The sequence below is a fragment of the Pseudoalteromonas luteoviolacea genome, assembly GCF_001696455.1.
Taxonomy (GTDB): Bacteria; Pseudomonadota; Gammaproteobacteria; order Enterobacterales; family Alteromonadaceae; genus Pseudoalteromonas; species Pseudoalteromonas luteoviolacea_C.
The window spans coordinates 310305-336135 of sequence record NZ_MAUJ01000004.1; the positions used below are offsets into that span (position 1 = coordinate 310305).

General features: G+C 43.6%; 19 protein-coding genes and 1 pseudogene. 17 read left to right on the top strand and 3 right to left on the bottom strand.

Annotated features, from left to right (window positions below; genetic code table 11):
• Positions 1-125: 125 nt before the first annotated feature.
• Positions 126-986, bottom strand: coding sequence for a YicC/YloC family endoribonuclease (locus A7985_RS14320; RefSeq protein WP_063377190.1), 861 nt, complete (start codon positions 984-986; stop codon positions 126-128).
• Between the two features lie 153 nt (positions 987-1139).
• Here A7985_RS14320 and rph point away from each other — a divergent pair, with 153 nt between their 5' ends.
• From rph to trmB, 7 genes and pseudogenes are all read left to right on the top strand, one after another.
• Positions 1140-1853, top strand: coding sequence for a ribonuclease PH (rph, locus tag A7985_RS14325; RefSeq protein ID WP_023399777.1), 714 nt, complete (start codon positions 1140-1142; stop codon positions 1851-1853).
• A 16-nt stretch (positions 1854-1869) separates the two neighbouring features.
• Positions 1870-2514: an orotate phosphoribosyltransferase gene (gene pyrE / locus A7985_RS14330; RefSeq protein WP_065791152.1), complete on the top strand. Its 645-nt coding sequence runs from the start codon at positions 1870-1872 to the stop codon at positions 2512-2514.
• Between the two features lie 134 nt (positions 2515-2648).
• Complete coding sequence (mpl, locus tag A7985_RS14335) at positions 2649-3998, top strand: UDP-N-acetylmuramate:L-alanyl-gamma-D-glutamyl-meso-diaminopimelate ligase (protein WP_065791153.1); 1350 nt, start codon at positions 2649-2651, stop codon at positions 3996-3998.
• Positions 3999-4002: 4 nt separating this feature from the next.
• The gene (locus A7985_RS14340; protein ID WP_063374664.1) at positions 4003-4620 is read left to right on the top strand and encodes a flavin prenyltransferase UbiX; all 618 of its coding nucleotides are present in this window, start codon (positions 4003-4005) and stop codon (positions 4618-4620) included.
• A 43-nt stretch (positions 4621-4663) separates the two neighbouring features.
• Entirely contained in the window at positions 4664-5584 is a 921-nt protein-coding gene (locus A7985_RS14345) for an ABC transporter ATP-binding protein (RefSeq protein WP_065791154.1), read from the top strand.
• Positions 5585-5586: 2 nt separating this feature from the next.
• Positions 5587-6354: an ABC transporter permease gene (locus A7985_RS14350; protein WP_065791274.1), complete on the top strand. Its 768-nt coding sequence runs from the start codon at positions 5587-5589 to the stop codon at positions 6352-6354.
• 121 nt (positions 6355-6475) lie between these two features.
• Positions 6476-7149, top strand: a pseudogene (trmB, locus tag A7985_RS14355) (tRNA (guanine(46)-N(7))-methyltransferase TrmB).
• Positions 7150-7175: 26 nt separating this feature from the next.
• Here trmB and A7985_RS14360 read toward each other — a convergent pair.
• Positions 7176-9062, bottom strand: a complete 1887-nt coding sequence (locus A7985_RS14360; protein WP_065791155.1) for a bifunctional diguanylate cyclase/phosphodiesterase — start codon at positions 9060-9062, stop codon at positions 7176-7178.
• A gap of 292 nt (positions 9063-9354) precedes the next feature.
• Here A7985_RS14360 and panP point away from each other — a divergent pair, with 292 nt between their 5' ends.
• A complete protein-coding gene (panP, locus tag A7985_RS14365) occupies positions 9355-10980 on the top strand; it encodes a pyridoxal-dependent aspartate 1-decarboxylase PanP (protein WP_065791156.1) in 1626 nt (541 codons plus the stop codon).
• A 421-nt stretch (positions 10981-11401) separates the two neighbouring features.
• Positions 11402-12484, top strand: coding sequence for a sensor domain-containing diguanylate cyclase (locus A7985_RS14370; RefSeq protein WP_247684870.1), 1083 nt, complete (start codon positions 11402-11404; stop codon positions 12482-12484).
• Between the two features lie 6 nt (positions 12485-12490).
• On the opposite strand, the gene A7985_RS14375 is transcribed toward A7985_RS14370, so the two are convergent.
• Complete coding sequence (locus A7985_RS14375; protein WP_065791157.1) at positions 12491-15910, bottom strand: PAS domain-containing hybrid sensor histidine kinase/response regulator; 3420 nt, start codon at positions 15908-15910, stop codon at positions 12491-12493.
• Between the two features lie 398 nt (positions 15911-16308).
• Between A7985_RS14375 and A7985_RS14380 the strand changes: the two genes are divergently transcribed.
• The 8 genes from A7985_RS14380 to phoB all read left to right on the top strand — a co-directional run bounded on the left by A7985_RS14380 (position 16309) and on the right by phoB (position 25805).
• Positions 16309-16572, top strand: coding sequence for a DUF4212 domain-containing protein (locus A7985_RS14380; protein ID WP_063374658.1), 264 nt, complete (start codon positions 16309-16311; stop codon positions 16570-16572).
• Between the two features lie 11 nt (positions 16573-16583).
• On the top strand, positions 16584-18308 hold the full coding sequence (locus A7985_RS14385; protein ID WP_065791158.1) for a sodium:solute symporter family protein: 1725 nt from the start codon (positions 16584-16586) through the stop codon (positions 18306-18308).
• Positions 18309-18388: 80 nt separating this feature from the next.
• A complete protein-coding gene (locus A7985_RS14390) occupies positions 18389-20227 on the top strand; it encodes a DUF294 nucleotidyltransferase-like domain-containing protein (RefSeq protein WP_065791276.1) in 1839 nt (612 codons plus the stop codon).
• Between the two features lie 4 nt (positions 20228-20231).
• Positions 20232-20849 carry a 3'-5' exonuclease gene (locus A7985_RS14395; protein WP_065791159.1) on the top strand — a complete coding sequence of 206 codons (618 nt, stop codon included), beginning with the start codon at positions 20232-20234 and terminating at the stop codon, positions 20847-20849.
• Positions 20850-21007: 158 nt separating this feature from the next.
• Entirely contained in the window at positions 21008-22021 is a 1014-nt protein-coding gene (epd, locus tag A7985_RS14400; RefSeq protein WP_065791160.1) for an erythrose-4-phosphate dehydrogenase, read from the top strand.
• A 30-nt stretch (positions 22022-22051) separates the two neighbouring features.
• A complete protein-coding gene (locus tag A7985_RS14405) occupies positions 22052-23230 on the top strand; it encodes a phosphoglycerate kinase (protein WP_065791161.1) in 1179 nt (392 codons plus the stop codon).
• Positions 23231-23374: 144 nt separating this feature from the next.
• The gene (gene fba / locus A7985_RS14410; RefSeq protein WP_065791162.1) at positions 23375-24439 is read left to right on the top strand and encodes a class II fructose-bisphosphate aldolase; all 1065 of its coding nucleotides are present in this window, start codon (positions 23375-23377) and stop codon (positions 24437-24439) included.
• Positions 24440-25115: 676 nt separating this feature from the next.
• Positions 25116-25805, top strand: coding sequence for a phosphate regulon transcriptional regulator PhoB (phoB, locus tag A7985_RS14415; protein WP_023399796.1), 690 nt, complete (start codon positions 25116-25118; stop codon positions 25803-25805).
• Positions 25806-25831: the final 26 nt, after the last annotated feature.

Genomic DNA, 25831 nt, shown 5'->3' on the forward strand with positions numbered 1-25831 from the left:
CTAATCATCTGTGCTCAAGAAGTGGATGAAACAGATATAAAAAACACAGTGTCATAAAAACAAAACCCCGCTAGTAGCGAGGTTTCTTCAGTTGCATATGAGCTTTTTAAAGCCTTGATAGGCTTTTATTCAATATTCTGAATTTGCTCACGCATCTGCTCAATCAAGACTTTAAGCTCGACGGCTGCGTTGGTGATCTCAGAGTTGATAGACTTAGACGCGAGGGTGTTTGACTCGCGGTTAAACTCTTGCATCATAAAGTCTAAGCGGCGACCACATGCACCACCTTTTTTGAGGATTTTATGGGTTTCTTTAACGTGCGACTTTAAACGGTCCAGCTCTTCGGCGACATCTTGTTTTTGTGCAAGATAAATTAGTTCCTGCTCAAGGCGAGATTCATCGATTTCGGCCTGTAGCTCTTCAAGTTTTTGAGTAAGCTTATCACGCTGCCATTTTGCGACTTCTGGCATATGGCCTTCAACCACATCCACTTGCTCTAAAATCGCATCTAAACGGGTTGTGATCATGGTTTCAAGGTTGGCACCTTCGCTGGCTCTTGCCGCTTTAAAGTCGGTGACTAATTCATTGAAACCTTCAAGCAGTGCGCCATTTACTTCGTCTAAATCGACTTCTTCTGCTTCCATTACGCCTGGCCAGCGTAAAATGTCAGCGGGGTTGATGTCGCCACCACTGTGTGATTGAACCCATTTTGCGTTATCAATCAGTTGCTTTGCCAAGGTTTCATTAATTGACATTTGACCAACGTGCGCAGGGTTTGCTGCAAACTTTAAATAGACCTCTACTTTGCCTCGTTGTAGCTGTTTACGAAGGCGTTCACGTACTACTGGCTCTAGTGCCCTAAATTGTTCCGGTGCGCGGATAAACGTTTCAAGATAGCGTTGATTGACTGAGCGGATCTCCCAAACCCCAGTGCCCCAATCTCCTTTCACCTCTTTTCGAGCGTAGGCGGTCATACTATGGATCATATAAAGTTCCTATTTAATTAAGTTAGCGTGGCCATTATAGCCTAATAAAAACGCTGCTCGGTAGCTAAAGCTAAGATTTCTTTTGGTATTGCGTGGCATAGCGCAAAGGATCCCTTTATAATATTGCGAAACTTTGATGATAGGGGAACGTGGATGCGTCCAAGCGAAAGAACTGCGAATCAGATTAGACCTGTAACATTTACCCGTAACTATACAATGCACGCCGAAGGCTCGGTACTTGTAGAGTTTGGTAATACTAAAGTGTTGTGTACAGCAACAGTGGAAGCGGGTGTACCGCGTTTTATGAAAGGACAGGGTAAAGGTTGGATCACCGCAGAATATGGTATGCTTCCTCGCTCTACTCATACACGTAATGGTCGAGAAGCTGCGAAAGGCAAGCAAGGCGGCCGTACAATGGAAATTCAACGTCTAATCGCACGAGCTTTACGCGCAGCGGTTGACTTATCTGCACTTGGCGAAAACACAATTACGATTGATTGCGATGTTTTACAAGCTGATGGCGGTACACGTACAGCATCAATTAGTGGCGCTTGTGTTGCGCTTGTTGATGCACTTACACACATGCGTGCAAAAGGTATGATCAATGCAAACCCGCTTAAGTTTATGATTGCGGCAATCTCGGTTGGTGTATACAACGGCGAAGCGATCAGTGACTTAGAGTACCTTGAAGACTCAGAAGCTGAGACCGATATGAACGTGATCATGACTGAAACGGGTAAGCTAATTGAAGTACAAGGTACTGCTGAGGGCGAACCGTTTTCTTTTGAAGAACTTGATGAGTTGCTAGCACTGGCTAAGCATTCTATTCGTGAAATCATCGATATTCAAAAACAAGCTTTAGCGTAAACATAAAAGGTTAGTTATGAAACAGTATCAAAAAGAGTTTATTGAGTTTGCACTTGAAAAGCAGGTGCTAAAGTTTGGTGAGTTTACGCTTAAATCTGGCCGTACAAGCCCTTATTTTTTCAATGCGGGTTTGTTTAATACGGGCCGTGACCTTGCGCGTTTAGGCCGCTTTTATGCTGCAGCGTTAGAAGATGCCGGTATTGCGTACGACGTCCTATTTGGCCCTGCGTACAAGGGTATCCCAATTGCAACAACGACTGCGGTTGCACTAGCTGATCACCACGATAAAGATGTGCCTTATTGCTTTAACCGTAAAGAGAAAAAGCAGCACGGTGAAGGCGGCAACTTGGTCGGTTCTGAGCTTAACGGTCGCATCATGTTGGTTGACGACGTTATCACGGCAGGTACTGCTATTCGTGAGTCAATGGAAATCATCAAAGCCAATGAAGCGGACTTAGCAGGTGTACTCATTGCACTTGATCGCCAAGAAAAGGGTAAAGGTGAGCTTTCTGCCATCCAAGAAGTTGAACGTGACTTTGGTACTGAAGTGGTGTCTATTGTAAAACTGGCTGACCTAATTACTTATCTTGAGCAAGCAGGCAGTGCGTCTGAACATTTAGATGCCGTTAAAGCATATCGTGACCAGTACGGTGTCGCTTAATCACTCCGATTTAGAAAAATACCAGCCATAGGCTGGTATTTTTTTGTCTGTGCAAAACTGTTTTGCATACAAAGTCAGCCTAGGCTCATGGGAGTGTGTTACCCTAGGAGCAATTTTAATAACTAGCTGAACTTATGCATATTCATATTCTTGGGATCTGCGGCACCTTTATGGGTGGCATTGCAGCCATTGCGCAATCTTTGGGCCATAAAGTAACCGGCTCAGATCAAAACGTTTATCCACCAATGAGTACTCAACTAGAGGCTTTGGGCATTGAGCTAACTCAGGGCTACGACCCTGAACAGTTGGAGCCTCAGCCAGATGTTGTTGTCATTGGAAACGCAATGAGTCGTGGTAACCCATGTGTTGAATATGTGCTAGAAAAAGGTTTGCCGTATACGTCAGGCCCTGAGTGGCTAAAACATCATGTTTTGCAAAACGCGTGGGTATTGGCGGTTGCAGGGACTCATGGCAAAACTACAACCGCGAGTATGCTGGCATGGTTACTTGAGTACGCTGGACTAAAGCCCGGGTTTTTAATCGGTGGCATAGTTCAAAACTTTGGTGTATCTGCACGTGTGAGTGACACGCCATTTTTTGTGATTGAAGCGGATGAATATGACACCGCATTTTTTGATAAGCGCAGTAAATTTGTTCACTATTTACCGCGTACGCTTATTTTAAATAACCTTGAATTTGATCACGCCGATATTTTTGCTGATTTAAACGCGATTCAAACCCAATTTCATCATCTGATCAGAACCTTACCAAGCCAGGGCAAAGCCATTTACCCAGAACAAGATAGTGCAATTAATGACGTACTGGCACGCGGTTTTTGGAGTCAAAAAGAATCGCTAGGTAAAGATTGGTCGTATCAACTATGCAATCCGGATGGTAGCCGCTTTAAAGTGCTGCTTGAAGGCAAGGTTGTTGGTGAGGTGAATTGGCAGGCCATTGGCGAGCACAATGTAAAAAATGCCATTATGGCGATTGCCGCAGCCCGTCATGTTGGCATTCCTGTTGAAGTCAGTGTTGAAGCGTTAGGTCTTTTTAAGTCGCCAAAAAGGCGGATGGAATTAAAAGCGGATATTGCCAATATTCGTGTGTACGACGATTTTGCTCATCACCCTACAGCGATTGAAACAACATTGGCAGGCTTAAGAGCAAAAGTCGGCGATGAAGAAATCATTGCAGTACTTGAGCCGCGCTCAAACACCATGAAAATGGGGGTTCATCAAGATACCTTGATGAATGCACTCGAGGCTGCTGACAAAGCGCTGGTATATGAACCTGAAGGTCTATCTTGGTCTCTGAAAGATGCTGCGAATAAAGCGGGGCGTCAGTGTTTTTCAAACACAGACGACATCGTGGCCGAGGTCATAAAACAAGCAAAGCCAAACCAACATATATTAATTATGAGCAACGGCGGGTTTAATGGCATACATGAGACCTTAATCGCCGAGCTTAACAAGGTAATGTCATAATCACATGTCAAAATATAAAGATCCCATCACGTTAGCGTTTAGCGGTGCATCGGGTGCACCTTATGGTTTACGCCTATTAGAAGTACTGGTTGAACTTGATTATCAGGTTTATGTACTTATATCTAGTGCAGCACGGGTAGTATTAGACACCGAGTCTAATGTCAAACTCTCTGGCAATGAACACAAAGCAACTGAGCAGTTAAGTGCACTTTGCAAAGCCAAAGAGGGCCAAATTCAAGTATTTGGTAAAGATAATTGGTTTAGTCCTGTGGCATCGGGCTCGGCTGCACCCAAGAAAATGGTTGTTTGCCCATGCAGTGCCGGCAGTGTCTCTGCAATTGCTTTGGGTGCTTCAGATAATTTATTGGAGCGTGCAGCAGATGTGGTCATCAAAGAAAGAGGACAGCTCATCTTAGTGCCACGAGAAACGCCATTTAGTCCGATCCATTTGGAAAATATGCTTAAGCTGAGCCAGTTAGGTGTCACGATTATGCCAGCTGCACCGGGGTTTTATCACCAGCCACAGTCGATAGCAGATTTAGTGGACTTTATGGTGGCACGTATTTTAGACCATTTGAATATTGAACACACACTCGCAAAACGCTGGGGTTACGGCGATTAAAAACAGTGAAATACACATCTAGGGGATTGGGGATCCAAATTAAATGACAACTGCATTAAGTATAAAGGGCTTGAAAAAAGTCTATAAAAACGGTGTCGAAGCGGTAAAAGGGATTGATTTAGAAGTAGAGCAGGGTGACTTTTTTGCGCTGTTAGGCCCAAATGGAGCTGGGAAATCGACGACTATCGGAGTGATAGCTTCACTGGTAAACAAGACTGATGGTGAAGTAAAAGTCTTTGGCCACTCAATTGATACCGCACTAGAGGCGGCTAAATCTGAGCTTGGTCTGGTGCCACAAGAGTTTAATTTTAGTCAGTTTGAAACGCTGAACCAGATTTTGGTGAATCAGGCTGGTTACTATGGTGTACCTCGCCAAGTCGCCCATGAGCGTGCTGAGAAATACCTTAAGCAACTGGGTTTGTTTGATAAAAAAGACAAGCAAGCGCGGACCTTATCGGGTGGTATGAAGCGCCGCCTGATGATCGCACGTGCGCTGATGCATGAACCAAAACTGCTGATTTTGGATGAACCAACCGCGGGTGTCGACATAGAACTAAGGCGTTCTATGTGGGACTTTTTACGTGAAATCAACAGTCAGGGCGTGACGATTATTTTGACTACGCACTACCTAGAAGAAGCGGAGCTATTGTGTCGCAATATCGCCATCATTGATAAAGGCACCATTGTTGAACATACCACGATAAAAGCGCTTCTGGCCAAATTAGACAAAGAAACATTTGTTCTGGATTTAAAGGCGCCGATTAATCCTGTGTCACTCAATGGTTACCAATTTACGCTGGTTGACGACCATACGCTTGAAGTCGAGGTCGAGAAGTCGCAAGGGCTGAATGGGGTCTTTACTCAGCTCAGCGAGCAGGGCAATACCGTATTAAGTATGAGAAATAAGGCGAATCGATTGGAAGAGCTTTTTGTCAGTCTATTAGAGCAGGGGCGCAGTGAATGAGTATTTTAAAATATCGGGTTGCACTTAAGAGTATCTGGATAAAAGAGTGTATTCGTTTTCTACGTATTTGGGTGCAAACGCTCGTCCCACCTGCTATCACGATGACGTTGTACTTTATTATTTTCGGCAGCCTTATCGGCTCTCGAATTGGCGAAATGGGTGGGTTTGGTTACATGGAGTTTATTGTGCCAGGCCTCATCATGATGTCGGTGATCACCAACTCTTACTCCAATGTGGCGTCTAGCTTTTATTCTACTAAGTTTCAAAAGAGCATTGAGGAGCTTTTAGTCGCACCGGTGCCTAACTACGTTATTGTACTTGGTTATATGGGCGGTGGCATGGCACGAGGCATGCTGGTGGGGCTTATTGTTAGCCTCGTGAGTTTATTCTTTGTGGATATTCAAATTCATAATATAGCCGTGATAGTCGCGACCGTCGTGTTAACGTCTGCGGTGTTCGCCTTAGGTGGACTTATCAATGCGGTGTATGCGAACAGCTTTGATGATATTAGTATTATCCCTACCTTTGTTTTAACGCCACTGACGTACTTAGGCGGCGTGTTTTACTCCATTCAGCTGCTGCCTGAATTTTGGCAAGGCGTGTCTCAAATCAACCCAATCATCTATATGGTTAATGCGTTTAGATACGGCTTTTTAGGGGTCTCTGATGTCAATATTTACGTCGCCTTTAGCGTTCTAATCGGCTTTATTTCAGTGCTATTTACCATTGCATTGACACTGATAAAGCGAGGAGTTGGTTTAAGGCACTAATTAAAAGCAGAGCAATCGCTCTGCTTTTTGCATCTAAAGCCTCTATTTTGTCATTGCCCTATTTACTTTGCTCTCCAAGATTCTAAAATTGGCCCCATTTACAGATAAAAATACGAGTACTATGGCTGACGCAAACTCTCGAAGTATCACGACAAACCAGACTGAATTGCATGAAAAGCTGGATGAAATCGTCCAAAAGCACCTTAATTCAGAGTTCAAAAAGCCCATCGCAGCACATACCTTAAAGGCATTTAATGAAGTAAATGAAAAGGTACAGGCCTTTGCTGGTCCAATTATTTTAGACTCGTGCTGTGGCGTGGGGGAGAGTACGGCAAATCTGGCAAAACGGCACCCAGATGCACTCGTTATTGGTATCGATAAATCTTCCCATCGGCTTGATAAACATGATGTTGAGTACAAACAAAATGAACACGGCCAGTATATTTTGGTGCAAGCCGATTTGAATGACTTCTGGCGTTTGGCTTATGAGGCTAAATGGCAGCCTACACATCACTATTTGTTTTACCCAAACCCTTGGCCAAAATCTAAACATATTCAGCGCAGATGGCACGGTGCTGCTGTATTTCCATTTATCGTTAAGCTAGGCGCTGCTTAGAAGTTCGCAGCAATTGGGATATTTATGTCAAAGAGTTTGCTCATGCGCTGCGTCTAGCTGGTGTGCATGCGCAAGCTGAGCCTTATCACTGTGATGATGCGATTACGCCTTTTGAAAGAAAGTATTGGGCGAGCGGTCAGTCTAGTACACGCTTAGTAGTCGATATAAAGCAGTCATAAAAAAGGCACCTATCGGTGCCTATTTTTTAGTGATGAAAGGCTGAAGTCTCTCGCTGCTCTTTAATGTGAGGGGCAGCCGCGCCAATATAAGAGCCTTCAAACATGGTTATGTGGGTTTCTTTAAGTTGTTGTAGCTGTGCTTTATTCGTGATACCAGACACAATTAAAGAAATATCACTGTTTTTACACTGCTCGCCAATATGTTTAACGAGTCCTCTAACTTGCGGGTTGTCTGCCAATTGCTCAATTAAAGTTTCTTCCAATTTCACCGCATTAATAGACATTTTCAGCATACGGCTGATTGTCAGTAAACCACTATTGCGTGAATTCACGAGTATATTGACACCTTTGCTACGTAGGATGCTGATAATTGCCGACATATCGTTAAATTGGCTTATCAGCGCTTGCTCGTCTAACTCAAATGTGATGAGACTGGGTTGAGGGTAACGATTGATAGCTTGGCTGATACACTCCATCATTTGAGGGTCGCTTAAATCTTGCGGTGTCAAAGCTAGGCTCCAAGCAACATTGGTTTTTCTGAATTGGGTAACACATAACTCAAGCATCTGCTTCGTGAGTTGAGAGTTCAAACGAGAGTGCTTGATCACTTCTCCAAATGCTTGTGATTTGAGTATAACTCCCTGCTCGGTTAATACACGCGGTGCGCAGTGGTATTGCACAATTTTACCGTCTTGTATGCGAGCGCGAGGTGTAAAATATGGAATGATACGATGTTGGTCAAAGGCACTTTGCACTGTTTTTGCAATGGCTAGATTGGACTCTTGTAGTAACTTTGTTTTTTGCGTTTGCTGACCATAAATATACGTAGTTTGATGTAGCTGTTGCGCTTGCCTACAAGCAATAAATGCATTCTCTAACAGTAAACTTTTATTACCCTTTGCGATACCAGCCTTGAGCTGAATATACAAAAGGGGCTCTTCTAAAATAGGACGAGAAAAAGGAAATTCAGATATCAAATTATTTAAGTAGTGCTCCCCATTTGGTGTATCACACATTAAAACAAGTTTTGATGTGGCGAGTCGGTAAACTTTAAATGGCTTGGTAAAACCTTGAAAATAGCCCATCACATTATGAATTACTCGGTCGCCAACGGCAGCACCATAAAAACTAATGATCTCTTCAAGTTCGCAGATGGAAATAATAGCCAAGCTTAAATGTTGGCGCTTTGAGCGCAATAAATCCTGTTCCAAGGCGAGCCGATTAGCAAACCCTGTTCTTGCATCTGTGGTCAAAGTGCGCCTGTATACCAATAAATACATACCAGCGACGAGCAAGGCAATACAAAAGAAGAAACTTGCAGAGAGCGCAGCTTGGGTCACATTATCCTGAAGCTGGGCCTCTATGTGTGAAATGGTGATATCAGCACCTGTTAGGTAAACTTGGCCTTGCGGAGTAATGTGCGGTACAAAGATCGTTTTAAAGTGTCCCCATTTGTCTTTTGAGACCTCAAAAACTTCCTTGGTAGAGCGAAATGCGCCTTTATTTATCGTTGTCGCTTCAGGGTACACATCTCTAAACTGTGTTACATCGCCATTCGTGATGTCTTCTACTGTGTAGCTTGAAGCAGTAAAGCGCACATTTGGAGAGTCGTATATCATGGTATAAACATATTCGACGCCAACTGCTTGTGCTAGCTTTGTGAGTTGCTCACTGACTTGTTTAAATTCCGCTGGGCTAACCGTATCAAGGTCTTCATGATATTGAGCACCGACAAATAAATTGGCGCTTTGTGCTGCGGTGCGCAGCCTCTGGTCAATGTCTTCCATGATGACGATTTTGGTATTGTGGTAGGTATAATATACGTAACCCGCCAGTGATATTACAAAGGTGAAAAAGCCGACTAAGACCCAAGTGAAAGAGAGGGTACGGTGAGCAAAGTTCCATTTATTCATTGCAATTCCGATTGCCTGAGCGCTAACAATACTGCAAATTTTATAGCCTTGATGCACATTTTACAAAGTATTTCATAAATTGATGGCGCTGAATGTTCCTAAAAAGCTTTATTTCGTTTATTTATACGGAAAATAGCTTTTATGGCGACTTTTTTACGTTGCATTTGCAGACATTCTGGCAACTTTAAAGTAGAGTTAGTCATTTCGTAATAAATTAGCAAGGTAGATGTGCCTATCAGACGCAGCCTCGAGGCGCACACATCTACTTACTCTTTTGTGATTGGGAATTAGAATGGGTCCAAAGCGTTGTGCAGTCGCTTCTGAAGAAAGCTTAATGCGAATCTTTACCGTACCAGAAGCGCCAGGCTCTACACTCAGTAAAATAGAACAAGAAATCTCACATAACCTTGCCGGGTTTTTGAATGAGAACATTGCTGCTGTTGAGAAGCCTTTACACGAGATAGAAAAAGATTTTCAGTCTGCTTCTATCCCTGAAGAGCCGACTTTTGTATCGGATTATGCTCAAGATATCATGGAACAATTAGTGGCGCACTCGGTACATACCGCGTCCCCTAGCTTTATTGGTCACATGACTTCAGCGTTGCCACACTTTTTACTGCCTTTATCAAAGTTAATGGTGGGGTTAAACCAAAACCTCGTTAAGATTGAAACATCTAAAGCGTTCACGCCACTTGAAAGACAAGTATTGGGGATGATGCACCACTTAACTTATGGGCAAAGCGACGAGTTTTACCAAAAGTGGATGCACAGTGCTAAAAACGCACTCGGAGCGTTTTGCTCTGGAGGCACCATTGCCAATATTACGGCACTGTGGATCGCCAGAAACCGCTTACTAAAACCTGATGGGGATTTTAAAGGCATTTCTTCTCAGGGGATGTTTGCCGCTATGATGCATTACGGCTACAAGGGGTTAGCTGTATTGGTGTCTGAACGTGGGCATTACTCATTAGGAAAAGCCGCTGACGTTTTGGGAATAGGCCGAGAAAATTTCATCGCTGTTCGAACCAATGAAAACAACAAGGTAGATGTGGTCGCGATGCGTGAAAAAGCCCTTGAGCTAGAAGCTCAAGGAATTAAAGTCATGGCCATTGTTGGTGTTGCAGGTACCACTGAAACAGGCAGCATCGACCCGCTCAATGAAATGGCACAGTTATGTGAAGAGCTTAATTGTCATTTCCACGTTGACGCTGCGTGGGGTGGAGCAACGTTGCTATCCAATACTTATAGACATCTTCTGTCTGGCATCGAAAAGGCTGACTCTGTCACCATTGATGCACACAAGCAAATGTATGTCCCAATGGGGGCTGGTATCGTGTTATTCAAAGATCCCGCTGCGACAGATGTTATTGAGCATCACGCCGAATACATTTTGCGTAAAGGCTCCAAAGACTTAGGTAGCCACACGCTAGAAGGGAGTCGTCCTGGTATGGCAATGCTGGTCCATGCATGTCTTCAAGTTATTGGGCGCAAAGGCTATGAAATGCTAATTGATCACAGTATTGAAAAGGCCCATTACTTTGCAAAGCTCATTTCAGAGCAGGATGACTTTGAGCTTATTTCTCAGCCAGAGTTATGTTTGCTGACATATCGCTATGTACCAAAAGCAATCAAAGCTGCACTTGCGCAAGCTGATGAACAAGAGAAGATAGATATCTATGCTTCATTAAACCGCCTGACGGCGAGCATGCAAAAAAGGCAGCGTGAAACTGGGCGCTCGTTCGTATCTAGAACGCGTTTGACACCTGAACAGTATGAAGGTCAGCCAACGGTGGTATTCAGAGTTGTATTAGCGAATCCGCTCACATCTTACCAAATGCTGGCTGAAATATTGGAAGAGCAGCGTGAAATGGCGAAGCATGACCCAATCATGAAAAAGTATCTAAGCAAGTATTTATAAATATAAAAAGGAGTGTTTCACTCCTTTTTTTACATCCACAAGAAGAGTGGGTTTATTCTCTACAGTGTTTATGCGTATAACCTAGGCGCTAATATTCCTTTATTTATCGTTTTAGCACTTACATTAAATCAATTACTTAGCTTTACTGTACAGAAAGTCGCAATAACAACAATGTTTACTAAATATTGACCTCAGCCAACCATTCTCGGAATAAGTTCCTCTAACAGGATAAAAATGGGTGATTTTTTATCTGATCGGCGTATTATTATTCGAAGCAGTAGTTTAATTGCTCAGTCCCATTATGGGAGGTGGGGCAATTGTATAGAGCACAATCAAAGTGGCGTTTGGTACCGGCTGAGGCGGGTAAGCGATGGGCTAACTTGGAAACAAGTGCAATACTTGATGTATTTGGGTGAGAAAATTGGCTGTAGACAGTAAAGAAAATGATGGTTTGTCTAATCACAGACATAATGAACTGACGCACGTAACGCAAAGGCTTCGACGCGTATTATCTAAAGAAGTGGACGTGTCAGTTGGTCACCAGCAATTTCTTGCTGATATTATTTTAGAAGGTAAAGCCTTACTCGATGTGAGTCGTGTTTCAATATGGCTATTTGATGATGCTGCGAACCCGACAAGATTAATTAACTACGCAAATACGGACTGGGACGGCTTAGTCTCTGGCCCGCTTCCTGAGCTACAGGTTACTGATTACCCTACCTACTTTCGCACGATTGTGAGTGGCGAAACCATTTCTGCAAGAGATGCTTTAACTGATTCACGTACAAGTGAGTTCAAAGACGGATATTTAAAACCGCAACAAATTTCTGCGTTATTGGACACTGCAATTTTCCAAAATGGACTCGCAATTGGCGTGGTATGTTGCGAAGGGCGCTTTGAGCCCCGTGATTGGCTCTCATGGGAAGTGGTGGCCGCGGAACTAATCGCTGACTGTTGTAGCCGTCGCTTGCTGGTTCATGAGCTTTGGCAAATGCAACAGAAATTGACTGAAATGGCTTTTCAAGATGTATTGACAGGGCTAAAAAATCGTCGCTACTTGATGGATTACGCCAAAAGTGAAATGAGTCGTCACCAACGTGCTGATCGGCCATTAAGCTTACTCATGATTGACCTAGATAGATTTAAAGGGATCAATGATAAGTATGGCCACGATGGCGGTGATGAAGTATTGAAGCGCTTCTCAGACTGTTGCACTAACCTTGTACGCGCAGAGGATTGTGTGTGTCGTTTAGGTGGCGAGGAGTTTATTATTTTGCTCCCTGAGACCGAGGTGGCATTGGCAATGAATGTTGCTCAGCGCCTGCGTGAAGAAGCAGCTGCACTTAAAGTTCACTATGACGGCCACGACATCTCATTTACTGTGAGTATTGGTGTCGCAGACGTCAATTTAAATATGCCTTTTAGCAAGTCACTTAAAGCAGCCGATCAAGCAGTTTATCAAGCTAAAGCTGCTGGTCGCGACCAAATCAAGTTGGCATTGTAGCCCCTATCATCTGGAATGGTTCAATAGCGCTTTCAATTTAGCTGGCTTTAGAGGTTTGGTCAGATAATGTATTTGATTGTCCTTGGCTTGTGCTTTTAATGCTTGGTCTCGCACTGCGGTAATTAACACCGCTGGTATTTCGCTTTGCCATATTTCTCTCAGAGTCTTTATCAAGGTAACGCCATCACAATGTGAGCCTAACTGATAGTCTACAAGTAACATATCAGGGGCTTTGTTGTCCTTGGCATATTGTATGGTGTCATCTACTTGGCTAAACATCTCATGCTGCAATTGCCATTTGTTCAATAAGCTGGACATGGCAGAGAGGTTATTCGGATCGTCATCGATAGCCATCACTTTAAGTTTACGCTTACTATCGGTATGACTCACGGTTGTCGCCGAAACAATTTGTTGGTGATCGCCCAGTGGCACATCAATATAAAAGCGACTGCCTTTTTGAGGAATGGATTTCATTGCCAGCGGAATGCTCATTAAATCACAGAGACGCTTAACGACGCCAAGCCCTAGACCAACACCTCTATTGTCACCTGCTTCAATACGATAAAAGTCATTGAAGATTTTCTGCTGTTCATGATGCGTAATGCCAGGACCAGTATCCCATACCTCGATACGTAAACTGTGAGCACGCTTTCTACAGGCGATTAATACGCTGCCTGAGTCAGTGTACTTAACCGCGTTAGAGACGAGGTTTTGCACAACCCTGCGCAGGTACGTAATATCGCTGTGGACGGTAAACGCGCAATCCCTCACCCTGAGTTTTAAGCCTTTCTCATGACAGATGATGGCATATTCGTTTTCTAGGGGAGCCAGAATATCAGTGATTTTAAAATGACGTGGTGTAGGCTTCATTGCGCCTTGTTCTAACTTAGCGATATCTAATAAGGAGGACATTAAATGGACTGTGGAGTCCAAGCTATTACCAAGCTTATGTAGATTGCCACGCTCCGTATCCGGTATGTGTTTCTCTTCAATGGCACCGAGGTAAAGTCTCGCTGCATTAAGAGGTTGCAAGATATCATGGCTGGCGAGCGCCAAAAATCGGGTTTTACTTTCATTGGCCTGCTCGGCTTCTTTTTTCGCAGCAACTAGATCCTGTTCAATTTGCTCTCGGGTCGCTATCTGAGCCTTGAGGTCTTGGTTTATTGCCCTGATCTCCAACATTCTGGCTTCGATGCGGTTTTCTAGATCCATATTAATTTCTTCGAGTGCATTTTGTGTGGCCATATGCATCGTGATATCCGAAAAGCTGGTTACAAACCCGCCTCCAGGTAATGGGTTGCCCGTCATTTCAAACACTTGGCCATTCTCTCTATGACGAATATAGTGATGAGGAGTGCCATTCTTAAGGTGCTGCACGCGCTTTTCTACGAGCTTTTCAAGTGTCCCTGGACCGCATTCACCGCGTTGAGCGTTGTAGCGGATAATTTCTTCAATGTCTTGACCAACTTGCAGATAGCCTTTTGGGTATTCAAACATTTCATGATATCGCTTGTTCCAAGCGACTAGTTTTAAGTCTTTGTCGACTACCGAAATTCCGTGGCTCAAATTTTCTAAAGAGGTGAACAATAGGTTTTGATTGAATTGTAATGCTTGGGTTGTTTCATCGAAGAAGGTAACCACTTCTTCAAACGCCATTTGTTTACCCGATGACACCGCGTGTATTAATGCCTGTGCAGAGGATGCGCCTAGTACACCTGTGAGTGCGCGTTCACAAAAGTTGATAAAATCGGCTGTTGGAGAGGCATTATTGTCGTCAATGTCTTCATTGAGAGCATAGTGTCCGAGTAGTTGCTGACTGCGCTGAATACCGAGAAAGGTTTGCAGTAGCACTTTAAAGTCATAAACCGTCGCTTTGACTTCTTTATTGAGTTTTTTCGCGAGTGCCGCCTGCTCCTTGGGTTTGACAAAAGCGGTTGCTTGCAACTTATCAATTAATCGCTCGTGTGCACCCAGTGAAAAGCTAATATAACAGCTAATATTTGCCAAAAGCGCCAATAATGTACCGCGCGTGACGATGGATTGTTGAGTTTGATAATCTAATAGCTCGGGCGTAGAAATAATCGGCAGTAATAGAAATAGCGCCCAGCAAATTAGCCCTGCGGTCAACCCTGCATACACGCCATAGGCATGACCTTTTCGCCAATACAAACCGCCGACGATAGCGGGCAGTAATTGTGTAACTAATGAGAAAGCGACCAAACCCATACTGGCCAGTGCAGCACCATGGCCAGCCCATTGCTGGTAGAAATAAGCGAGTAACAGTATCGCAGCGATAATGAATCGCCTCACTAGAAGAATCTGCGACTTGTAATTGTTGGTCAACAAACTCTTTTTAAAGCGCCTTTTCAGAAGTAAAGGTAAAACAATGTCATTTGAGAGCATGGTGCTGAGCGTGAGCGTAGCAACAACGATCATGGCCGTCGCCGCAGATAAGCCACCTATAAAAACAAAGGTTGAAATCACGGGGTATTCGAGGTTGAGTGGCAAAGCGAGTACAAAGCTGTCTGCGGCAATTTGTTGTCCGATTTGAGGGTGAATTGCTGCGCTAGCAATTGGGATTATCATTAATGCAATCAGCATCAAATAAAGCGGAAAAGCCCACCTAGCGGTAGTTAGGTGATTGCTATTTTGGTTGTCGACGACCGTGACATGAAACTGTCGCGGTAAACAGATGATAGCAGCAGCGGCCATTAAGGTCTGACCGATAAAGTTAAAGTCGGAAAAATCGAACCCTTGCCAGTGCTGCCAAGCTATTTCTATATTGGGTTGTGACAGGAGTGCTTGCAATGAGATATAGGCTACGGCAACTAAGGCCAGCAGTTTTATCAGTGATTCGAAGGCAACCGCTAGCATCAGCCCGGAACGATATTCAGTCACGTCCACTTTTCTCGCGCCAAAGAAGATGGCAAACAAAGCCATCATTAATGTTCCTGTGAGTGCTAACGTCGCACCTGAGATATCATCGTTGTTACGTAACAGCTCAAAACTGTTTGCCAGCGCTTTAAGCTGCAATGCAATATAAGGGATGGTTGCCAACAAGGCAATTAATGTCACCATAATCGCAGTGGTTTGGCGTTTGCCGTAGCGGGCGCTAATAAAGTCAGAAATGGTGGTGATATTTTGCTTTTTACTCACCAAGATCAACTTACGTAAAAACCCATGTCCAAATATGAACAGCAGTGCAGGGCCTAATAAAATAGGGAAAAAATGCCAGCTGCTGGCAGCTGCGGTTCCGACAGAACCGTAGTAAGTCCATGAAGTACAGTAAATACCCAGAGCCAATGCATAAACAAACGGATGATGACTGATTTTTTGCGCCAGAGGCGTGTGTTTATCGCCCCAATTTGCGAGCCAAAATAGCAAGCCAATATAGCTTAGAGCAACGAGTATGAGGGCTGCAGTCATCTTAAATCCTAATCGATGTTTTTGATTACACTATTAAATCTATGTGTTGGCGCAGGTTTATCATATCTGGCTTAGTTTAGAGAAGCCAGCTACCTAGAGCTGAGATTATAATACACTGATTTATAAGTAGTATTCTTAGTTTGTTGTGCTATTTAGACTAATGTCTTATACCGTATACGCTGTTAACAAAATGCACATCAGATTGCTGATTGTTTTTTAAGTTGCTGATTTTATTAATTATTAAAGTTATTCAAGTTTGTTGTTTTTTCAGTTTACGTAAACGTAAACTTGTGCGTACGACTAAGGTCTCAATTCAATAATCCATTGCCATTGCTACAGTCAAAAGGTCAATTAATACCAACACATTCGATTCGAATGAGTTAAAGGGGGAGTCAAGAATGGCCTTTAAAAGTGAAGAACAAGCAAAAGCATATTGGTCAGAAAATCTAGCCTTGATGTTTAAATTGCTGACAGTGTGGTTTGTCGTGTCATTTGGTTTTGGCATTTTACTGGTAGATGTTTTAAACGAAATACGTTTTTTTGGATTTAAGTTGGGCTTTTGGTTTTCCCAACAAGGTGCAATTTACACGTTTGTTGCTTTGATTTTTGTCTACGTATCAAAAATGGATGCGCTTGATAAAAAATACGGCGTAGATGAATAAGGAGCGGCATGATGGATGTTCAATCGTTTACATTTTTAATCGTGGGGTTGAGTTTTGCCCTCTATATCGGCATCGCAATATGGGCGCGTGCTGGTTCAACTAATGAATTCTATGTTGCTGGTGGTGGTGTTCCACCACTTGCCAATGGGATGGCAACAGCTGCAGATTGGATGAGTGCGGCTTCGTTCATTTCTATGGCGGGGATTATTTCATTTGCCGGTTACGATGGCGGTGTTTACCTGCTCGGATGGACTGGTGGTTACGTGCTACTCGCTTTGTGCTTAGCGCCATACCTTCGTAAATTTGGTAAGTTTACCGTACCGGATTTCATCGGTGATCGTTATTATTCACAGGTTGCGCGTGTGGTAGCCATCTTGTGTGCAATATTCATCTGCTTTACTTATATTGCTGGTCAAATGCGCGGTGTTGGCGTCGTGTTTTCGCGATTCTTGGAAGTAGACATCGAAACCGGTGTATACATCGGTATGGTGATCGTATTCTTTTATGCTGTACTCGGTGGCATGAAAGGGATTACCTATACTCAGGTCGCACAGTACTGTGTACTGGTCTTTGCTTACCTTGTACCCGCTATTTTTATTTCCATGATGATGACGGGTCACATACTGCCGCAAACGGGCTTTGGCGCAACACTGGCTGACGGTTCAGGTACTTATGTGCTCGATAAGCTTGATGGCCTCAGTGCCGAACTGGGTTTTGCCCAATACACTGAAGGCTCAAAGAGTATGATTGATGTATTTGCTATCACCGCAGCATTGATGGTTGGTACCGCAGGTCTCCCTCATGTAATTGTGCGCTTCTTTACCGTTCCAAAAGTAAAAGATACTCGTATTTCAGCGGCTTGGACATTGGTATTCATTGCTATTGTCTACACGACAGCGCCTGCTGTTGCCTCATTCGCTCGCGTAAATATGATCGATACCATCAACGGTAAGGATGGTAGTGGTACCGCATATGCTGAGGCGCCTCAGTGGGTGAAAAATTGGGAAAGAACAGGGCTAATTACTTTCAATGATAAAAATGGTGATGGCAAAATGTTCTACTCGGCTGGTAAAGTTGATGACCCAGCAAGCGCAAATGAAGTAAAAATTGACCGTGATATCATGGTATTAGCAAACCCAGAAATTGCAGACTTACCTGCATGGGTTATCGCTTTGGTTGCGGCAGGTGGTATTGCGGCGGCGCTCTCTACAACGGCCGGGTTACTACTGGTTATTTCTACCTCCGTTTCCCATGACTTGCTCAAGCGTACACTCAAGCCGGATATCAGTGATAAACAAGAGCTCATGGCGGCGAGGTTAGCGGCGATGGTGGCGATTGGTATTTCAGCCTACTTTGGTATTAATCCTCCCGGGTTTGTCGCATCCGTTGTAGCCTTTGCGTTCGGTTTGGCGGCGGCAAGCTTCTTCCCTGCAATTATTATGGGTATTTTCTCTAAGCGCATGAATAAAGAAGGTGCGATTGCAGGCATGATTTCGGGTATTGGCTTTACAGCCGCGTACATTATTTACTTTAAGTTTATTAGCCCTGAGTTGAATGCACCTGCTAACTGGTTGTTTGGTATTTCACCGGAAGGCATTGGCATAATCGGTATGGTTGTAAACTTTGTTGTGGCGGCTGTCGTGATGAAGTTAACAGCTGAAACACCCGAAGAGGTAAAGCGTATGGTGGATGGGATCCGTAACCCTAAAGGGTCAAGTGCTGCCCACGCACACTAATACTCACAGCAAAAAAATAGCTCAGCTTTCTTGCTGGGCTATTTTGCTTTAAGGCGATAGAGAATATGACGCAAACAGGAATGACAGCAGAACTACAGGACGTTTTGAACTTTGTATCAAAGCAGTCGCCATTGAATGAGTTGCCAAGTGCCAGTGCGCATTACTTTGTAAACCACAGTGAAATGGTTTACCTCACCGCACATAATCAAGCCGATGCGTTGCAGGGAGAAGAAAAATACTTATATCTGGTTAGGACTGGCATATTTGATTTGGTTGATGTGTCGGGAGAGGTCATTACACGGCTATCTACAGGTGACTATTTTGGTTATCCTTCTTTACTCACCGGAGAGGAAATTCAAAGTCATCTAGAAGTACAAAGTCCTGGTCTCATCCTTATGCTGCCTCAAATCAGCTTTGACTTTTTAAGGCGTGAATACAAAGTCTTTGAACAGCACTTTGTAAAAGCACATAAAAAGCGTCTGTTATCCAGTCACTATCAAGAACGCAGTAAAGGATGGTCAGAGCGAAAAATCTCAAAGTTAATGACCAAATCGGCTGTTGTTATTGAGCCTTCGGCCACTATCGTAGAAGCAGCAAAAGTCATGCAAGTAGAAGGTGTTTCATCTGTGATGATCACAGAGAATGAGCGTTTAAAAGGCGTCGTGACCGATAGAGATCTACGTAATCGAGTATTAGCGAGTGAGTTGAACCCAGAGATGCCTGTGTCATCCATCATGACACCAGAGCCAAAATTTATTTTTGAAAACAATCGGGTTTTTTCTGCCTTACATTTGATGTTAAAACACAATATTCATCACCTGCCTGTATTAAACGAGGAACGAGTGCCGCTTGGGATGGTGACCAGTACCGATTTACTGAGATTACAAAACAGCGATCCTGTGCAGTTGATTGGTCAATTATACAAGGCCAGTAGTACTCAAGAATTAAAGTTATTAGCGAAAGAAATCCCCGTACTACTGCGCAGTTTCTCAAATACAGTGGAAGATATTTCATTTGTGGGTACTTTGTTAAGTGGCTTGACCGATGCGCTCATGAGCAGACTCACCGAGCTATTTGCAAAGCAACATGGTAAAGCGCCTTGCTCGTTTAGCTGGATATGCTTTGGTTCTCAAGCGCGAGAGGAGCAAACTCTGGACTCCGATCAGGACAATGGACTCATTTTTTGCAATGACATAAAACCAGCTGAACGTGCTTATTTTGCATCATTGGGGGAATTTGTGACATCCCACTTGGTTGAGTGTGGAATACGAGCGTGTCCAGGGAACATTATGGCAAGCAATGAGCATTGTCGAGGAACGGTGGATGAGTGGACTGCGCGATTTCACAACTGGATGACAGCGCCAACGCCCCAAGCTATGCTGAATTGCAAAATATTTTTTGACCGACGTTATATTTGTGGCGATCAGTCACTGTATCAAGATTTGAATGTACAACTAGGTGAAATTGGGCAGCAAGAATTATTTTTTGCGGCAATGGCGACGGATATTAGCACCAACAGTGTGCCAATTGGCTTGTTTCAACAATTTAAGCTACAGCGTAGTAAAGACAAAAGTAAGTACTTAGATTTGAAAACACGCGGTGTTGCCATCATCAATGACTTAGTGCGGATTTACGCTTTAAAGTGCGGTATTAGTAAAGCAAATACACAAGCACGCCTAAAAGCGCTTAAAGATCACATGCAGTTGAGTAAGCGTGATATTTATAACTTACAAGACTGTTGGCGGTTTTTAACTCAGCTTAGGCTTAGAAGTCAGATTGAGCAGCACCAGCTGCCTGCAAATTGCATTAATCCAGAGACACTGAGTTCGATGGAACGACATCAATTAAAAGAAGCTTTCCATTTAATAAAGCAAGCTCAGCAGGCGTGTGTTTTTAAGTTTGCCAGAGGAAGTTTATAACACCATGCGATGGAAGCTCCCTTGGTTTTTTAAACATGGCAAATCGCAAGATTTATGGCTGGATACTGAATTGGTGGTTGTAGATTTAGAGCTTACAGGCCTAGATGCAGCCGAACATGAAGTGGTGTCTGTGGCTTGGGTGATGATTAAGCGTGGAAAAATTGTCCTCGCGGAGTCGCGGTATATGCTCAATCGAAGTGTGCAGCACCTTTCGCAAAGCCCTGTTTTTCATGGCATTGACGAGACCCAACTTGAACAAGGCCATGACATTGAAGTCATTATGAGTGAGTTAGCAAAGGCACTCGAAGGGCGGGTGCTAGTTTGCCACAATATTTTGCTCGATTGGTCATTTATCAAAAAAGCATTTTTGGAAATGGGAATTGTGACTCGTCCAACCCAAATGCTCGATACTTTGAAAATAGAAAAGTCGAGATTACTGCGTCAGCATCAAGCAGTGATACAAGATCAACTCCGTTTGCCGGTCTGCCGAGCACGATATGGACTACCTAACTATCAAAATCACAATGCCTTGAGTGATGCGCTGGCAACTGCGGAGCTTTTGTTGGCACAAGTGAACCATTTTGATTCAGAAAAACACATTAAGTTAAGCGCATTATTATAGGCGTTATTGGTACGGGTTTTATGTTGGCTCACCGTATTACATAGAAATATTTTTGCATATCCCTTACACATTTGTTCAAGGTCGATTACAATAGCGCCATCTTTATAAGGGAGCGTCGATAACTCCTTTTTTGCATATAGAAATGGGTCTTCTAATTAATGACAATCAAACTGGCAATCAATGGTTTTGGTCGCATAGGTCGCAATATTGTCCGAGCCCTTTATGAATCTGGGCGTCACAATGAAATTCAAATCGTAGCTATTAACGAGCTTGCTGATCCTGAAGGGATTGCGCATTTGATGAAGTATGATACTTCTCACGGGCGTTTTGCCTTTCCTGTTGCCCTTAACAAACCTTATTTAGAAGTTGCCGGTCAGCAAATTCAGATTTTCAATGAACCCGATCCAAGCCATTTACCTTGGCATGCATTAGACGTAGATGTTGTACTAGAATGTACCGGTGTTTATCACTCACGTCAGCACGCAGCTGCGCATATAGCCGCTGGTGCCAAAAAAGTCTTATTTTCTCACCCAGCAGATGCCGATGTTGATGAAACCATCGTATATGGTATCAACGAAGACAATTTAAAAGCCGAGCATACAATTGTTTCGAACGGTTCCTGTACAACGAATTGTATTGTTCCTGTCATAAAAGTACTGGATGATGCATTTGGGATAGAGTCAGGCGCAATCACTACGATCCATGCTTCAATGCATGATCAGCAAGTGATAGATGCTTATCATAAAGATTTGCGACGTACTCGCGCTGCCAGTCAGTCCATTATTCCTGTGGATACTAAACTGGCACGTGGAATTGAGCGGATCTTGCCAAAGTTTCATGGCCGATTTGAGGCAATCGCAGTAAGAGTACCTACGATTAACGTAACTGCGATGGACTTAAGCGTTTCTCTGGACTCAGATGTCACGCTAGAGCAGGTAAATCAAGTACTTGAAAAAGCCGCAGTTGGCAGACTTCAAGGTATTCTTGATTATACGGAAGAGCCTTTGGTATCTGTGGATTTTAATCACGATCCACATTCAAGCATTATCGATGGAACACAGACCAGAGTGAGCCATAAGCGTTTAGTAAAAGTTTTAGTTTGGTGTGATAACGAGTGGGGATTTGCAAACCGTATGCTCGACACCGCAATGGCAATGATGAATGCCAAATAATTTTAGTATCGTTCTTTTAAGGAGATGTCCATGTCAGTCATCAAGATGGCGGATTTAGATTTAAACGGCAAACGCGTGCTTATTCGTGAAGATTTAAACGTGCCAGTGAAAGACGGCAAAGTAACGTCTGACGCACGTATTAAAGCATCGTTGCCAACCATTAAGTTAGCACTTGAAAAAGGTGCAAAAGTAATGGTTATGTCTCACCTTGGTCGCCCAACGGAAGGGGAATACGATGCTCAGTATTCACTTCAGCCCGTTGTTGATTACCTTAACGAAGCGCTCGACCAAAGTGTACGTTTGGTGACTGACTACCTAGATGGTGTAGAAGTTGCTGACGGCGAAGTGGTTGTTTTTGAAAATGTGCGCTTTAATAAAGGTGAGAAGAAAAACGACGAAGCATTGTCTAAGCAGCTAGCTGCACTGTGTGACGTTTACGTCATGGATGCATTTGGTACGGCGCACCGCGCACAAGCTTCAACACATGGTGTTGGCCTATTTGCTGAAGTAGCATGTGCAGGCCCATTGCTTGCTGCTGAACTTGATGCACTTGGTAAGGCGCTCGACAACCCTGCACGCCCATTGGTTGCTATTGTGGGTGGTTCGAAAGTGTCGACTAAGCTTACAGTGTTAGATTCGTTGTCGACTGTGGTTGATCAGCTAGTCACTGGCGGTGGTATTGCAAATACATTTATTGCGGCTTCAGGTAGCCCGGTAGGTAAGTCTCTGTATGAAGAAGAGCTTATTCCAGAAGCGCAGAAACTAAGCGCTGCGGCTAAGGCGAATGAGGGTGACATCCCTGTTCCAACAGATGTTGTTGTTGGTAAAGAATTTTCAGAGACAGCTGTTGCAGTAATCAAAGACGTTGCAGAAGTACACAGTGACGATATGATTTTTGATATTGGTCCAAATACAGCGAATGAACTGGCTAAAATCATCGAACAGGCAGGTACTGTTGTTTGGAATGGCCCAGTTGGCGTTTTCGAATTTGACCAATTTGGTAATGGTACGGAAGCCATCGCACATGCAATTGCTAAGTCAAAAGCGTTTTCAATTGCAGGTGGTGGCGACACACTGGCGGCCATAGACAAGTATGGTGTTGGTGATGAAATCTCATATATCTCGACTGGTGGTGGTGCTTTCTTAGAGTTCTTAGAAGGTAAAAAATTACCGGCAGTGGATATGCTAGAGCAAAGAGCAAAAGCATAATTTAAATGAGGCGCTTGCGCCTCAAACTATTTATTGAACACTCTCTCACTCTTTGTTTAATAAATAGCGGTTGGCAACAACCACAAAATATCTATCCCGTTCAAATAGATGGTGAAAGGCCATCAAAAATTGGAGAAAAGCAATATGGCTTTAATCAGTATGCGTCAACTTCTCGATCATGCGGCTGAGAATGGATACGGCGTTCCTGCCTTTAACGTGAATAACCAAGAGCAAATGCGTGCAATCATGGAAGCGGCTGATAGAACAAACAGCCCAGTGATCGTACAAGGCTCTGCAGGAGCTCGAAAGTATGCGGGCGCGCCTTTTATTCGCCATATGATCCTTGCAGCGGTTGAAGAATGGCCTCATATCCCAGTTGTAATGCACCAAGACCATGGTACATCACCTGCGGTATGTCAGCGTTCAATTCAACTAGGGTTTTCATCAGTCATGATGGATGGCTCACTACTTGATGATGGTAAAACTCCTTCAACTTATGAGTACAACGTTGATGTAACACGTCGCACAGTAGAAATGGCACATGCGTGTGGTGTTTCTGTAGAGGGTGAACTAGGTGTTCTAGGTTCTCTGGAAACTGGCGAAGCGGGTGAAGAAGATGGCATTGGTGCGGTGGGCAAATTGACTCAAGACCAGCTACTGACTGACCCAGAAGAAGCCGCTGACTTTGTTAAGAAAACGGGTGTAGATGCACTCGCCATTGCGTGTGGTACATCTCACGGCGCATATAAGTTTACACGCCCACCAACAGGTGACATCTTAGCGATTAACCGCATTAAAGAAATCCACGCACGTATTCCTGATACGCACCTAGTAATGCACGGTTCTTCATCGGTACCGCAAGAGTGGCTAGCGGTGATCAATGAGTTTGGTGGTGAGATCCCTGAAACTTATGGTGTGCCAGTTGAGCAGATCGTAGAAGGTATCAAACACGGTGTTCGCAAAGTTAACATCGACACAGATCTTCGTTTAGCAGCGACAGGTGCTATCCGTCGTCACCTTGCACACAATCCTGCTAACTTTGATCCACGTAAGTATTTGGCTGAAGCAACCAAGGCCATGACTGAGATCTGTATCGCACGTTATGAAGCGTTTGGTACTGCTGGACAAGCATCAAACATTAAGCCTATCTCTTTAGATGATATGCACGTTAAGTACCTATCTGGTGAATTAGCGCCAAAAGTAAAGTAATTTACCTTTGAGATCATATTGATGCTAAAAGCCCCTTAACAGGGGCTTTTTTGTGCCCGTACAATTTGGCTAGTCGAGCTTTGTTCACTGCAACAGATCGCTAAGGCATAAGTGGGATCATTATCTAACTAAGTAAGCGAGTAGAGATCGGTATCTTACTAACTGATCGCATTTTTAGATCGGGATTATACTTACTCAGCTTATTTGGATCGTATTTTTACTAACGTCAGTTTAGAAGGATCTGTTTTATACCAACTGATCTGGATAAAAGATCCGGCTCAACATGTACCCAAAGTGAAAAAGTAATTTACTAAACATAAATATCAGAGGGTTAGCTTGCATCAAACCATCATTGCGAAGTGAGCAGTGGGTAAAAGTCTGATCCCAGCGAGATCCACTAGGTAAGAATCTGATCCCATTTGTAGACAGTTAGGAAAATAGTGATCTCCAATATCTGAATATTTTTTTGCTATGTAAAAGGGCCAAGCAATACTAAGGTATTCGCCGCTAATTGCATCAAAATGAAGACAATTTAGGGACAAGTGGAGCCTAACTTATTGAAATTGTGTTCATGGGAAATTAATTTACCTGAGATTTATCAGGTAATCTTTCATAAAACTGTCATACTTAGTCATAATAATGAAACCGACTTCGGTAACGTAAGAGATAAATGGGAATGTCACGTAGAGTACTAGTAGTTGATGACGAAGCACCGATCAGAGAGATGCTGGTGTTTGTGTTGGAACAAAATGGCTTTCAAGCGATTGAAGCTGAAGACTATGATTCGGCAATTGCAGCCATGGTAGAGCCATACCCTGATATGGTACTGCTGGATTGGATGTTACCAGGAGGTAGCGGTATCCAGATTGCTAAAAAGTTCAAACAAAGCGAATATACACGTCAAATTCCAATCATCATGTTAACAGCACGTGGTGAAGAAGAAGACAAGGTTAAAGGATTAGAAGTAGGCGCAGATGACTATGTGACTAAACCTTTTTCACCAAAAGAGCTAATGGCTAGAATCAAAGCTGTAATGCGTCGCGTATCTCCAACCTCTTTGGAAGAAGCGATTGAAGTACACGGCTTGAGACTTGACCCTATTTCACACCGTGTAACTTCGGCGGGTAATGAGTTAGAAATGGGCCCGACTGAGTTTAGATTACTACACTTCTTCATGACTCACCCAGAGCGTGTATATAGCCGTGAACAGCTGCTAGACCATGTTTGGGGCACTAATGTTTATGTTGAAGATCGTACGGTAGACGTACATATTAGACGTTTGAGAAAAGCGATTGCACCGTTAGGTCATGACAGACTTGTACAAACGGTACGTGGTGCTGGTTATCGTTTCTCAAGTAAGGTATAAAGCAATAATGTACGCGCTGTGGTAGC